The organism is Lysinibacillus sp. NPDC097279 (assembly GCF_044761745.1).
Taxonomy (GTDB): Bacteria; Bacillota; Bacilli; order Bacillales_A; family Planococcaceae; genus Lysinibacillus.
This window is the reverse complement of the sequence record NZ_JBIWDA010000002.1, coordinates 461,141-473,918: the sequence shown is the minus strand read 5'-3', so window position 1 is coordinate 473,918 and position 12,778 is coordinate 461,141. Positions and strand designations below refer to the sequence as shown.

The 12,778-nt window shown below is 37.5% G+C and carries 13 protein-coding genes; 1 reads left to right on the top strand and 12 read right to left on the bottom strand.

Annotation, left to right across the window (positions count from 1 at the left end; translation table 11 throughout):
- Nucleotides 1–78 precede the first annotated feature (78 nt).
- Nucleotides 79–696 (top strand): transcriptional repressor LexA, encoded by a 618-nt coding sequence (gene lexA / locus ACIQ1H_RS12385; protein WP_173478222.1) that lies wholly within the window; start codon nt 79–81, stop codon nt 694–696.
- A 37-nt stretch (nt 697–733) separates the two neighbouring features.
- Here lexA and ACIQ1H_RS12380 read toward each other — a convergent pair whose 3' ends face one another.
- From ACIQ1H_RS12380 to ACIQ1H_RS12325, 12 genes are all read right to left on the bottom strand, one after another.
- A complete protein-coding gene (locus ACIQ1H_RS12380) occupies nt 734–1,456 on the bottom strand; it encodes a gamma-glutamyl-gamma-aminobutyrate hydrolase family protein (protein ID WP_402889108.1) in 723 nt (240 codons plus the stop codon).
- 12 nt (nt 1,457–1,468) lie between these two features.
- Nucleotides 1,469–2,221: a prepilin peptidase gene (locus tag ACIQ1H_RS12375; RefSeq protein ID WP_402889107.1), complete on the bottom strand. Its 753-nt coding sequence runs from the start codon at nt 2,219–2,221 to the stop codon at nt 1,469–1,471.
- Between the two features lie 58 nt (nt 2,222–2,279).
- The gene (locus ACIQ1H_RS12370) at nt 2,280–2,990 is read right to left on the bottom strand and encodes a potassium transporter (RefSeq protein WP_402889105.1); all 711 of its coding nucleotides are present in this window, start codon (nt 2,988–2,990) and stop codon (nt 2,280–2,282) included.
- Nucleotides 2,987–3,580: a PilN domain-containing protein gene (locus ACIQ1H_RS12365; protein WP_402889104.1), complete on the bottom strand. Its 594-nt coding sequence runs from the start codon at nt 3,578–3,580 to the stop codon at nt 2,987–2,989. The genes ACIQ1H_RS12370 and ACIQ1H_RS12365 overlap by 4 nt, the downstream gene beginning before the upstream one ends.
- Nucleotides 3,580–4,554, bottom strand: coding sequence for a type IV pilus biogenesis protein PilM (gene pilM / locus ACIQ1H_RS12360; RefSeq protein ID WP_173478217.1), 975 nt, complete (start codon nt 4,552–4,554; stop codon nt 3,580–3,582). The genes ACIQ1H_RS12365 and pilM overlap by 1 nt, the downstream gene beginning before the upstream one ends.
- A 106-nt stretch (nt 4,555–4,660) precedes the next feature.
- Nucleotides 4,661–5,113, bottom strand: a complete 453-nt coding sequence (locus ACIQ1H_RS12355; RefSeq protein ID WP_402889102.1) for a prepilin-type N-terminal cleavage/methylation domain-containing protein — start codon at nt 5,111–5,113, stop codon at nt 4,661–4,663.
- Between the two features lie 104 nt (nt 5,114–5,217).
- Entirely contained in the window at nt 5,218–6,423 is a 1,206-nt protein-coding gene (locus ACIQ1H_RS12350) for a type II secretion system F family protein (protein ID WP_173478215.1), read from the bottom strand.
- Nucleotides 6,420–7,469: a type IV pilus twitching motility protein PilT gene (locus tag ACIQ1H_RS12345; RefSeq protein ID WP_402889498.1), complete on the bottom strand. Its 1,050-nt coding sequence runs from the start codon at nt 7,467–7,469 to the stop codon at nt 6,420–6,422. Before ACIQ1H_RS12345 ends, ACIQ1H_RS12350 begins: the two co-directional genes overlap by 4 nt.
- A 15-nt stretch (nt 7,470–7,484) precedes the next feature.
- On the bottom strand, nt 7,485–9,152 hold the full coding sequence (locus ACIQ1H_RS12340; RefSeq protein WP_402889099.1) for a GspE/PulE family protein: 1,668 nt from the start codon (nt 9,150–9,152) through the stop codon (nt 7,485–7,487).
- 18 nt (nt 9,153–9,170) lie between these two features.
- Entirely contained in the window at nt 9,171–10,511 is a 1,341-nt protein-coding gene (locus tag ACIQ1H_RS12335) for a VanW family protein (protein ID WP_402889097.1), read from the bottom strand.
- Nucleotides 10,512–10,823: 312 nt separating this feature from the next.
- Nucleotides 10,824–12,338 (bottom strand): DUF7305 domain-containing protein, encoded by a 1,515-nt coding sequence (locus ACIQ1H_RS12330; RefSeq protein ID WP_402889095.1) that lies wholly within the window; start codon nt 12,336–12,338, stop codon nt 10,824–10,826.
- Nucleotides 12,338–12,772 carry a PulJ/GspJ family protein gene (locus tag ACIQ1H_RS12325; RefSeq protein ID WP_402889093.1) on the bottom strand — a complete coding sequence of 145 codons (435 nt, stop codon included), beginning with the start codon at nt 12,770–12,772 and terminating at the stop codon, nt 12,338–12,340. The genes ACIQ1H_RS12330 and ACIQ1H_RS12325 overlap by 1 nt, the downstream gene beginning before the upstream one ends.
- Nucleotides 12,773–12,778: the final 6 nt, after the last annotated feature.

Genomic DNA, 12,778 nt, shown 5'->3' with positions numbered 1-12,778 from the left:
CATAAGTGTTCGCATTCTGCTATACTATCTAGTAAGAAGATAGTAAGAAGAATAATATAAAAAAAGAGGTGAGCAATCATGAAAAAAGTTTCGAAAAGACAAGAGGATATACTAGCGTTTATCAAAGAAGAAGTACGTGCAAAAGGTTATCCGCCATCTGTACGTGAAATTGGTGAGGCAGTTGGACTTGCATCAAGTTCAACGGTTCATGGACATTTAGCTCGTTTAGAGCAAAAGGGCTTTATTCGACGTGATCCTACTAAGCCACGTGCCATTGAAATTTTAGAACCAGAAGATTCGATTCAAAAGCAAAGTGTCATCCACGTACCGCTTGTTGGTAAAGTGACAGCTGGATCACCTATTACAGCCATCGAAAATATCGACGAATATTTCCCTTTACCTGATATTTACGGTACTAGTGAAGATCAGCTATTTATGTTAGAAATTATGGGAGAATCGATGATCGAGGCGGGCATTTTTGATGGAGATTTAGTCATCGTCAAACAAAAAGCTACAGCTGATAACGGTGATATTGTTGTCGCAATGACAGAAGAGGATGAGGCAACCGTTAAACGCTTCTTTAAGGAAAGAAATCATTTCCGCTTACAACCAGAAAACGCTACAATGGAACCAATAATTGTAGACCAAGTTTCGATTTTAGGACAAGTTGTCGGCTTATATCGCCGTGTACATTAAGGCATTCTCATACTTAGCAAACAAAAAAGAGAAGCACTCACGCTTCTCTTTTATATTTTAAGCTCTCACTAGTGAAGGCGGCAAAAAGCTTCTGTGCAGCTAAATCGCCTACAATTGCTTGTTCTTCAGGATGCCACTGTACTGCTAAACAAAACGGGTATTCTTCATGAACGAACGCTTCGATTAGACCATCGCTCGATTTTGCTGCAACGATTAGCTTTTCTGCTAATACATTCACAGCTTGATGATGAAAAGAATTCACAGCAATTTTTTCTTCCTCGATAATTGATTGTAACAACGTATCAGGTGTTATTTGCACATAATGGGTCGCTACACCGCGAGCTGCTTGTTGCGTATGTTTTAACAGCTTAGTACTATGATATTCGCTATCAATATCTTGGTACAAAGTTCCACCTAACGCAACATTCAGTATTTGCATGCCACGGCAAATCCCCAAAATCGGCATTTTCCTCGTAAAGGCCGCATGAATTAAAGCAAGCTCGACCTTGTCACGTTCTGGATGTATTTGTCCGAGCTTCGGTAATGGCTCAGCGCCAAATTCAAATGGATGAACATCTTGCCCACCAGATAATAATAAGCCATCTGTTAGCGATAAAATTTGTGCTACATCCTCCTCTACCCCAAGTGGAATAATAAGCGGAATGCCACCAGCTTCAATAACACTTTTGCTATAGGCTATATTCAATCTTGACGATAAATCATCCTCTGCAAATGCAGTAATACCAATAATCGGTTTCATCCATATACCCCCTTACCATAATCCTACATACCAATCAATGATGACATCCCCATAGAAATACACGATAACTGCAGCTAAAGCAATCGATGGTCCAAATGGAATCGGCGTTTTTCGCCCTTGTTGTCGTACTTTAAGCACGATTATGCCGACTATCATACCAATTACCGCTGCTACAAATAATGTCAATAATGTATTTATTGTACCAAGTACAAGTCCAAGCAAAAAGAATAATTTAATATCGCCTCCACCCATACCACCGCGTGATACAACAGCAATACAATATAATATGCCAAAGCCAACAACGGCACCTACGATACTATCCCACCACGGCGTTAATGGTGATAGCACACGCCCAATAGCTAGTAAAGGTAAAAAAAACAACAGCACTTTATCAGGAATAAGCATATATGCAAAATCCGATACAACAAGGATTATTAATAATGAAATGAATAGTATCGCTACGACAAACTCCTCACTAAAGCCCAGTTGCCAATATGAAAAGGCAAATAATACGCCTGTGAGCAACTCCATTAGCGGATAAATCCAAGAAATTTTTTGCCCACAACGCCGACATTTACCTGCTAAAAAAACATAAGACAAAACTGGCACTAAATCAATTACGGTTAGTTGTCTTTGACAGCTTGTACAATGCGATGGCGGCTTAACAATCGACTCCTTTAGCGGCACACGTAAGCCTACAACATTAAAAAACGATCCAAAAACTAGTCCAAATACGAATACTAGTATTGTATAAGCCATTTCCATTTTTATTGCCTCCTAAACTAACATAGCGCCCATACGTTGGAGTATGCGCGCCATTACATCATTGTTCACCCTCATAATAGAAGGTTGTTACCTGAACGGTAGCTTTAATGGATGAATCTGCATCCTCCTCAAATACAACCTCTTCCCCAGTTAAGGTAATATCCAATGTGTCGATCTTCATCACACGTTCAATTTTTTCAATTTCCTTTAAAAATTCAAGCATAGTCTTCGTATCAATAGCGACGACATCAATACTAAATGTCACTAGCTTCAACTCTGCTGGTAATGATTCTTTAGCAATAGTAGAGGTTGGTAATGCATTATCCCCTTCTTCACTATCTGCTTGCTCGCTATTTTCAGTAGGTTGTTGTGCTGTGACCGCTTGCTCCTCATTTGCTGGCGAGTTTGGGTCAATAATCGAAGAGTCCATCACGAGTGAATCATAATTATTAAATTCTACAGCTTCAACCCGTGTTCCTGTTACTGCTTCTATTTCTTCGATATTTCGGATGACTCCTTCAATGGCACGAGTTTGAGGTACCTTTTTACGCAAAGATAGCACACTTGCACCATGTGATTGCTGTACCGTATCTAATGCCGTAATTTGCTCCTGGATTGTTGCAATTTCTTGTTGCAGTGCACGAACATCTCGTTCCTTCGCCTCTACCTCTTCCAATTTAGGTGTTAATAGATAGTAATAGAGTGCAAATAACAGGGCTGCGATTAATGCGGTAAGCAGAAGAATCGCTGAGTTTTTGCTGCTTGTCATGATTCTCTACCTCCAGCCAAATAAATAAAATCAATTGCCAACGTGATGGTTACCGAATAACGCGGTATTTCCTGATACTTATCTTTCGAATTACTTTCGTTTTGCTCTCCAATCGATAACTCAAAATTTTCAATTGTTCCAACTTGAATATCCGTGAAATAAGGGCTTACGTTTAGGCTATCAAGATAGTTTGAAATAGCTGACATCGTTTCAAAATCTGCGGTAATTTCTATAGTTGTTTCATTAAATTTATAATTGCGTAAATATGTCTGCTCTGGCAACAACACTTGCGTCTCATCAATTAAAGGTGTCACAGGATAAGAGACATGATGGACAAATTGAACCGATTGCTCAAGCGAGCCTGCGTTCATATTCCGTATACCATCTAATTCAATTTGTAGTTTTTCTTGCTGTGCCGTCAGCTCTATTTCCTGTGCATTTAATGTCGCTACCTCGCCTCTCGCCTGAAAATATTGAATTATCATGAATGCTAAAACGATACTAACGAGTACAATAATAACTATATATAACAGTATTGGTGCTGATTTCTGTTTTTCTAAATTCGGTAAGAGGTTTATTTCAGGTACCATCAGTGTACCTCCTTCAAAGCCAGCCCTATGAGACTCGCAAACTTCTCTGAAAATTGAGGGAATGATTTTTGCACCATGTCATCATTTAACACAGTAATAGGCATCGTAAAATTATTACTTAAAAACTCAGTAATCGTAGGCAATAATGGATTATCGCCTAAAAGGAAAATATCATCTACACTTTTCTCACCTTTATGTAACGAGAATTTAAAAAAGTTCATAATACGATCAATTTCAAGAATTTGATCCGTTAGTGTCAATTGATAATTGTCTTGATCATCGATTAAATGAAATGAGTAGCTAAACTCTTCCTGTTCTTTTGGTTGCCATTTTGCTAAATTTGTCTCAAACGATTGATAGCGTAAAAACTCTAGTTGCCCATACGAATAAATGCTAATCGACAATTCGTTTATCGACCAATCTGCTATTAAATAAGTTCTGTCCATTTCAAGTAAATTCATATGCTCTAATAGACGAATATTACACAATGCTCGAATATCGGCAGCTTGCGGTTCTAGCGAAACATCGAGCAACAAGCCAATCGTTTTATTTACTTCTTCTGATGGCGCCGCAAATAACATTGCTTGCCCATCATTCGGTGTTGGATCATAAACATCTATAAGGGGCTCGTGAAATGGTAAATGTATCGTTTGCCCAAGCTCCATTTCCGCGTAGCTTTTCAACTCTTTTGACTCCACATCATGCGGATGCTCAAAACTTTTTAGCAACACAGAAGTATCAGGCACAAAAATACGCGCATTTTGCTTTTTGCCTGCCCATTTAGCAACATGCGTTTTCATCATTTCAAACAATGCGATTTCATCATTAATGATGGAACCTTCGACTATTCCTTGCGCCAATGGCAACTCATAGCCCTTCCACTGCGATGGATCAGCACCTTTTGCCACAAGCGCACGCAAAACATAATCCTTTATCTCAATCGACACATGCGAATTCTTTTTCTTTTTAAACATGTGAAAAGATGCCTCCTTTTGACTGCATGAAGTGTCTAAACAATTAACCATCCATTTCCCAACCAGAAGCGCAGTTTTGGCTACGCTTCTGAGTGAGTTGGGAGGGTTAATCTTTTTTCTCTTCTGTTGTATCTTTTTTATCTAAACTATTTTTTAATGCAGTTTCTTTAATTTTATCTGTTGTATTAAAATTATATTTCTTAGTATCTTTTATTTTATCGAATTTGCTCCAAGTTATTACCCAATCATTACCCTCTAATTCGATTGAAAAAGTACCATCTATTCCTTCAATATACTTGCCTATATCAGTTGTATTTTGTGTACATGGGGAATTATCTTCTCCACAAACATCATCTATTTTCGCTAATTTAGCACCTGAAATATAATTTAATGCCTCAGACACGGTCGCTTTATCACGTGAATTGTTAATAATATTCCCAATCGCAGGAATCGCAATGGCTGCAACAATCGCTAAAATCACGATTACAGCTAGTAACTCGATAAGTGTTAAACCTTTTTGGTTTTTTAATAGTTTTTTGTTCAGTAATTTTTTGAACATCGATGTGTTCCTCCTTTAATAATTCAATATAATTAGTGCGAAAACACGTACACCCGAAACGACCTAGCTTTTTTCTCCATCACCTCCTTTCAGTTTTCGATTGTTTACATACTTTCATAGAGTGCGAACATCGGTAGGAAGATTGCTGCTACAATTACACCAACTACCCCTGCTAAAACGAGAATCATTAATGGTTCGATTAACGATTTTAAAGTATCGACCGAGCGATCGACTTCGTCCTCATAAAAATCAGCTATTTTCTCTAACATGTAATCGAGGGAACCTGTTGTTTCACCGATCGATGTCATTTGTGTTACTAAAGGTGGAAACAGCCAACTTTTTTCTAATGGCTCTGATAATGTACCACCCTTTTCGAGATTTTCCCGCGCCTCCAAAACAACCTTCCCTACTACTGGATTGCCTACAACTTTTTCAACAATCGTGAGTGCATGTAATATCGGCACTGCACTACTGAACAAAGATGATAATGTTCTCGTCATCCGAGCAATGACATTTTTTTGCATTAGTACACCGAATACAGGGATTCGTAGTGCCACATAATTCACATTGTAATGAAATAGCTTATTATGGTTATAGAAATACCTAAAGAGAAAGACTGCTAACAATAAAATACCAATCACTATATACCAAAATTCAACTAACCAATCTGACACGCTAACGACAATTACCGTTAATAATGGCATTTCTAAATCCATATCCTCAAAAGTTGCCATAAATGTGGGAACGATAAAAATCATTAAAAACATCCCTACTGCGATTGTTAGCACCGATAAAATAGCTGGATAAGTTAATGCTGATTGCACTTTTTTCTTTATTTTAAATTGCTTTTCTAACGTACCTGCTAGTCGCTCTAAAGTATCATCAACATTTCCCGTCGCCTCTCCAGAACGCATCATATTGACGAACATTACTGGGAAAACTTTTGGATGTTTGGCCGCAGCATCTGAAAATGAAGTACCGCTTCGAATGTCCTCTTCTACTTGCTCCAAAGCCTTTTTAAGCGGCTTACTTTTCGTTTGCACACCTAAAATATGTGTAGCTTCAACGATTGACACCCCAGCACGGATAAGCGTTGCATATTGCCGACAATAAATAACGAAATCTTGATGCTTCACTTTACCGCCGAAATTTAATTCTTTATGCAAAAGACTTTTTGACTCTTCTAGTTCTCGTGCATTAATACCTTGCGCACGTAATTTTTCGAGTGCTGCCTTTTTATTGATTGCATCAATAATTCCCTTTTTCTGTGTGCCAGTTTTAGTACGTCCGCTATAGCGAAAAACGGTCACTGATACTCACCCGCATTCATATATGGTCTTGCATCCTCGAGTGAAATTTTCCCCATCGCAATTAACTGCTGCATCGAGGACTCCAATGTATGCATGCCGAGCGCACGGCTTGTCTGCATGACACTTGGAATTTGATGGACCTTTTCATTGCGGATTAAGTTCGCAATAGACGGTGCTTGTACTAAAATTTCAGTTGCTGCAACTCGCCCCTTTGCATCTTTTCGTATAAATAAACGCTGCGAAATAATACCTACTAACACATTGGCTAACTGTACACGAATTTGTCCTTGCTGATGTGGTGGAAAGACATCAATAATACGATCAATCGTTGTTGGCGCACTACTTGTATGCAATGTTGCCATCACTAAGTGACCTGTTTCAGCGGCTGTAATAGCAGTTGAAATCGTTTCATAGTCACGCATCTCACCGACTAATATGATGTCAGGGTCCTGACGTAGTGCAGCACGCAAACCATTGGCAAAGCTTTGTGTATCGACTCCTACTTCACGTTGATTGATGACCGATTTTTTATGTGTATGTAAATACTCAATTGGGTCTTCAAGTGTAATAATATGCTTTGATTTTGTTTCATTAATGTAGTCAATCATCGCCGCTAGTGTTGTCGATTTCCCAGAACCTGTAGGACCTGTTACTAAAATAAGTCCCTGTGGTTTTTCAGCAAGCTGATACAACACTTGAGGCATATTTAACGATTCAATGGACGGAATTTTTGCTTCTATTAAACGTGCCGCGATTGTCATTTCATTTCGTTGATGATAGGCATTTACACGAAAACGACATTTCCCGGGCAATGAATAGTTAAAATCTGTTTCACCTTTAGTATGAAATTCTTGTCGTTTATGTTCAGGTAAAATAGCTTCCACCATCGTTTGTAATTCTTCTGAAGTAAGTGGTTCAGTTCCGTAATGCTCCAACTGACCATGGATGCGATATACAGGAGGAATACCTTTTGTTAAATGTAAATCTGACGCCTTTTCCTCAAATGAACGTGTCAATAGCTCTTCTATATTTCTTGATGTTGTCATCATTCGGTTCACATCCTAGTCTGCATTTGCTACACGTAATACTTCAGAAGTTGTCGTTTGTCCTTCAACCACTTTTAACAATCCATCTGCTAGTAACGTGTAATAGCCTTCTTGTTTCATATAGTCGCGAATAGCACTATCTCCACTACGATTTAAAATCATATCTTTAATCGCCCGATCGATTGGTAAAATTTCATGGATGGCCATACGCCCGCGATACCCCGTTTGGTTGCATGAAGGACAGCCCCTTCCACGTCTGCCATGTGTTACCCCTTCAATGCCGTTTTTCTGCATGATTTCTAATTCGTGATTCGTAAATGCATATGTTTCTCCACAATCACGACATACTTTGCGTACTAACCGTTGTGCCATAATCCCGACTAATGAGGATGATAGTAAAAACGGCTCTACCCCCATGTCCTGCAAACGTGAAATGGATTCTACCGCACTATTTGTATGCAATGTACTTAACACTAAATGCCCTGTTAAGGACGCACGCACAGCAATTTGCGCAGTCTCTAAATCTCGTATTTCACCAATCATTACTATATCTGGGTCTTGGCGCAAAATAGAACGTAATCCAGTAGCAAATGTTAGCCCAACTTCTTCTTTCACTTGGATTTGGTTAATGCCGTCGAGCTGATATTCCACAGGATCTTCTACTGTAATAATATTGACGCCCTCTTCGTTCAAGTTACTTAAAGCAGCATACAGTGTAGAAGACTTACCTGAACCCGTAGGACCAGTGATAAGCATAATGCCATTCGGATGCGCAATCATTTTACGGAAAAATGCTTCGTTACGCTCTGTAAAGCCAAGCTGATCTATTGAATTTGCGACATTGCTTAAATCCAAAATACGCATGACAACTTTTTCTCCATAAACAGTTGGTAGCGTAGAAAGTCGAATATCCACTGGCTTGAAATTGACATTCGTTTTAATACGTCCATCTTGCGGAATACGATTTTCTGTAATATTTAAGTTACCCATAATTTTAATACGAGCTAAGACAATATTTTGCATATGCTTAGGCAAAGACCGTTCCGTTCTCAACACACCGTCTACACGATAACGAACCCGTAAATCCGTTTCTTGTGGGTCAAAGTGAATATCACTTGCCCGTTGCGCAACACCATTGGCAATAATTTGATTGACGAGTCGCACAATCGGTGAATCTTCACGTTCGATTTCTACTTGTGCCTCTTCAGTCGCCCCAATGTCTTGCAATGCCGCTTCCATTGATTCTTGTAAATCATAATATTTCGTAAGTGTTCGATATAAATCATCTTTTGCGGCAATACTTGTTTCGATTTGACAGCCCGTTGCCATGCGGACCTCTTCGATTGCAAAATAATCCATCGGGTCAGCCATCGCGATAAATAGCTTGTTTTTCTCTCGTCGAATTGGAATAATATTTGCACGTTTTGCTAGCTCCGCGGGCACAAGTTGAAGTAAATCAGGGCTTATTGAATATTGATTTAAATGAATATGTGGAATGCCTAATTGAAACTCTAGCACCTCGATTAATTGTTGCTCTGTTAAGATATTTTCTTTAATAAGAAAATCCCCTAACTTTTCTTCCTTTGTTTTCGTCGTAAGAGCATATTCTAACTGCTCATTCGTAATAACTCCCGATTCAACTAGTAAATCTCCTAGACGTTTACGCCCTGTTCTTACAGCCATTTGCATATGCTCCTCTCATTAAGGACTTGTTTGTACAAAATTACCGCCTTTATCGTAGTAACCATAAACAATTTCAGGATCATTCGTAGTTACTGGCGTTGTTGTGTTTGATGAGGTGTTGCCATTTGTAGATGGAGGTTGTACAGGTGAATCTGCCAACCCATCCCCATCTAAATCCACCTGTAAATCCGCATCATTGGAAGTATTACTTGTTCCATCACTGACATCAGGTTGTCTAGAAGATTGAACGACAATTCGATTGATTGGTGCATAGTAATCACGGCTCACCAATTCTTCCCTAGAACTGCCGTTTTCCACGATTGAACGGTACACTTCTACTCGCACACCCTCTTGTCCATTTTGAATAATCTCTTCTTGTCCAATGGCTAAGTCTTTAGAATAACGAGTAATGATTCTCGGCTGTACGATTTTATCTTTACTTACACGAACTGTAATCTCTTTTTCTTTGTTTTGAGCTAATAATTCTACTTTTAATGAGTCATTTTCAATCATGAGTTTTAATTTAGTCGGTTGGGTAGCATAATTGATAAATTGTAAATCTTTATTTAATGCACTATTGACTGCTGCATCCAAACCTTGTTGTAAATACTCAATCTTTTTGTCTTGTGCATGGCGCTCTAAAATCTCAAATTCTGTTTGTAGTACCGTATGATAAATTAAAGAAGCTACAAAATTTACCCCTTCATTATTAGCTTCCTCCGCTTTTTCTTCTAAGACGTTTAACAATGAGAACGGCTCATTCGGAGCGATAATGTAGTCATTTAACGTATTTACTAGTGCTAAAACACCTTTTGCATTTGTCGGTATTTGCTCGATTGATAATGCTAGTCGCTCTGCTTCCATAGAAGTTGTATCTGCAACGGTTGCTTCAATGCTATGTTTATTTAAATAAGATGCTTGCGCTATAACTTCATTTAAAGTTGTTTCTGCCTCCCATACTCCCATCGATTCAAGCTGTTTTGTCAGCTGCTCGTCTCCTATGACTTGTAAAGGAAGATGAACTGTTCGTTTTCCTTCCCAGAAGGCAAACCAAGGCTTATCCGTTAACGTACGATATTCAGCCATCGAACTTGCGACGTCAAATACTAACAATTTTGGATCGACTGTTGCTGTGACACCTCCACCTTCAACAGTAATCGGTGTATCCTGCCAAACACGAATAGCTTCTTGTATAGCTACCTCCATCGCATCTTCATCTAAATTTTTTACTAGTACGCCTCCAATCGTGGAGCCATCACCTTTTGCTAGCGCACGATCTATGATTAGGTTCGGAAGCCATATAGCTAACAGCACAACTATACCTACTATTATCGCACCCAACTTCAAATATAATTTCATAGCCTCACGACCTTTACTAATTTATTGAAAAAATGAATGTCTATTATATTATTAAAAATCATTACTATATATCTATATTTTTATAATACTACAAAGGTATCTCGTTTGAATATACCTTTTTACCCAAACTTTGGCATGTTTCAGAATTTCGACATCATTTTTTATGCTATATTATTCAATTTATTAATAATAAATAGGAGAATAATAGGTTGGATGAAAAGAAAATAAGGTCTAAACCCGTATAATCTCGAGTTTAGACCTTATTTGCTTATTGAATTTAATATCAAAGTTCATTACTTCTAGTATTATCAATTATTCTACTTCAAGCATACTATTAGAAATGGTTAAATTATCATTTTCCTCGTATTTTATCTCTTCTCCTGAAGTAATATCAGAATTGGAATTCTTTTGATAAGTCACTGTAGGGTTACCACTACTTTTCACACTATAGGCCATTATACCCCCAACAACTGTACCTGAACCACTTAATTTCACTTCAGCATTCGGTGCATAGATATACGTATTATGATTAAAGGACCCTCCACCTATTGAAATGCTTGGACCTCCAGAATAAATTCGCCCTTGGATGCTACCTGAACCATCAATCTTAATTGTTGCAGACTTAACGTAAATAGATGCCTTCGTTCTAGAATCGCCAGCGAACTCCATATTGGATGACCCGTTATAGTATAAATTCAAGTTTTCAAAACTCCCACTATTATTCATCGTTGAACTAGCCATAAATTTAAAACTATCTTTTATATAAATGTTGAGCTTGCCCGAACCTATTATGTTAAAATTTCCTTGTTCATTAAATGCAAAGTTATCAATGTATAAATTCTTATCTGAATCACCTACATCTATCGTTAATACTCTATTAGATGCAACGGTGAAATTCTTTAAATACATATCTTGAGTAAGTGGAAGAACGCCACTGAATTTTGCAACTCCGTTTATATTTCCATTCCCACCACCATCAATTTTAATAGAATTATTATCTAAATTTAATTGCGTCTTTTTGCCATCAATCGTTACTTGTATGGACTTTGTATGCGGTTTTGAACTTAAATTAGCAAACAGACTTTCAGGGAAAGAAGGTAATATGTTTTCAGGAAATGCTACATTTCCAATAAACTCATTCGAAATATTCATCCAAGTTGGCTTTGAAAAATTTTCTGCTGTCGTTCCAATTTTCCCATTGATGGTAGTTCCCCAATCAATATTAATTTTTCCACTATCAGTGACAACATCCCCATTAAATGTACCCCCGCCAATGTCGATATTTTTTATCGCATGGATTGCAGACGTATTGGTAAAAGTCGATCCCGTCGAAGTTCCCTTGCCTAAATCAATTGTTATCGTTTGTGCTACAATTCTATTTTTGTTTCCTAATGTCCCTACGGAATTTATCTTATATTGCAATGGCTCTAAATTCACTTGTTCGACTGTAATCTCTGCTATAGGAGTTTGTTTAAATTGTTCCTCATAAGTTACTGAACTTGGGAGGGTGTTTAAGCTACTTTCAAATGCATTAACAAAATGTGCTTTGAATTTTTCTGGTGTTTTCTCCTTAGCTGGTAATTTGTTAAATATCAATCGAGTTTCATCATATGTAGTTATTACGAGTTCTTCGAAATTCTTTTTAGTTTTGTTTAAGCCGCCCTCTGCAATATAATACACCGATTGATCGTCACGTTCACTCGTAGAAATTGCTAGCGAATTAGATGTTAATGTCAAAAGAGAAATTCCAAGAATGGAAATTAAAGCAACTAATAAAATGACTAAAATTAGAGAATAGCCTTTTTCTTGTCTAATATATTTAAACATTAAATCCCTCCTCTAAAATAGATAGTGGATAAAAATGGTTTATTACCTGATTGGGTAATCTCAATTGTAATGTAATTACCCATGTTATCAATCTTAAAATCTAAAACATTTGAAGCTATTACTTCAGTATTTCTTGTTAGCAATTGATCCTCACGATTAAATTTATATATATATTCTTCTGTGTTTTGATCGTTTTTTAATGTATATTCATCTTTATTAGATTTTAATTGTGTAGACTTGCGGGCATCTTTCGTAATAACTTTTAAAACATAACTTGTATCCGTTAATTGCATGCTCGCTTTCATTTGTTTATTACTAGTATTATTACTATTTATTAAAATGCTTAGTAATAATACCGAAATGATAGTTACTATTATTGTTGCGGCTAGAACTTCTAGTAGGGTCATGCCTTTTTCATTTTGAAGTTTCGACATAAGAAT

What these genes read in the sequence shown, in the direction of transcription:
- lexA (WP_173478222.1), top strand. Translation starts at nt 79, where the DNA reads ATGAAAAAAGTTTCGAAAAGACAAGAGGATATACTAGCGTTTATCAAA.
- ACIQ1H_RS12380 (WP_402889108.1), bottom strand. Translation starts at nt 1,456, where the DNA reads ATGAAACCGATTATTGGTATTACTGCATTTGCAGAGGATGATTTATCG.
- ACIQ1H_RS12375 (WP_402889107.1), bottom strand. Translation starts at nt 2,221, where the DNA reads ATGGAAATGGCTTATACAATACTAGTATTCGTATTTGGACTAGTTTTT.
- ACIQ1H_RS12370 (WP_402889105.1), bottom strand. Translation starts at nt 2,990, where the DNA reads ATGACAAGCAGCAAAAACTCAGCGATTCTTCTGCTTACCGCATTAATC.
- ACIQ1H_RS12365 (WP_402889104.1), bottom strand. Translation starts at nt 3,580, where the DNA reads ATGGTACCTGAAATAAACCTCTTACCGAATTTAGAAAAACAGAAATCA.
- pilM (WP_173478217.1), bottom strand. Translation starts at nt 4,554, where the DNA reads ATGTTTAAAAAGAAAAAGAATTCGCATGTGTCGATTGAGATAAAGGAT.
- ACIQ1H_RS12355 (WP_402889102.1), bottom strand. Translation starts at nt 5,113, where the DNA reads ATGTTCAAAAAATTACTGAACAAAAAACTATTAAAAAACCAAAAAGGT.
- ACIQ1H_RS12345 (WP_402889498.1), bottom strand. Translation starts at nt 7,469, where the DNA reads ATGACAACATCAAGAAATATAGAAGAGCTATTGACACGTTCATTTGAG.
- ACIQ1H_RS12340 (WP_402889099.1), bottom strand. Translation starts at nt 9,152, where the DNA reads ATGGCTGTAAGAACAGGGCGTAAACGTCTAGGAGATTTACTAGTTGAA.
- ACIQ1H_RS12335 (WP_402889097.1), bottom strand. Translation starts at nt 10,511, where the DNA reads ATGAAATTATATTTGAAGTTGGGTGCGATAATAGTAGGTATAGTTGTG.
- ACIQ1H_RS12330 (WP_402889095.1), bottom strand. Translation starts at nt 12,338, where the DNA reads ATGTTTAAATATATTAGACAAGAAAAAGGCTATTCTCTAATTTTAGTC.
- ACIQ1H_RS12325 (WP_402889093.1), bottom strand. Translation starts at nt 12,772, where the DNA reads ATGTCGAAACTTCAAAATGAAAAAGGCATGACCCTACTAGAAGTTCTA.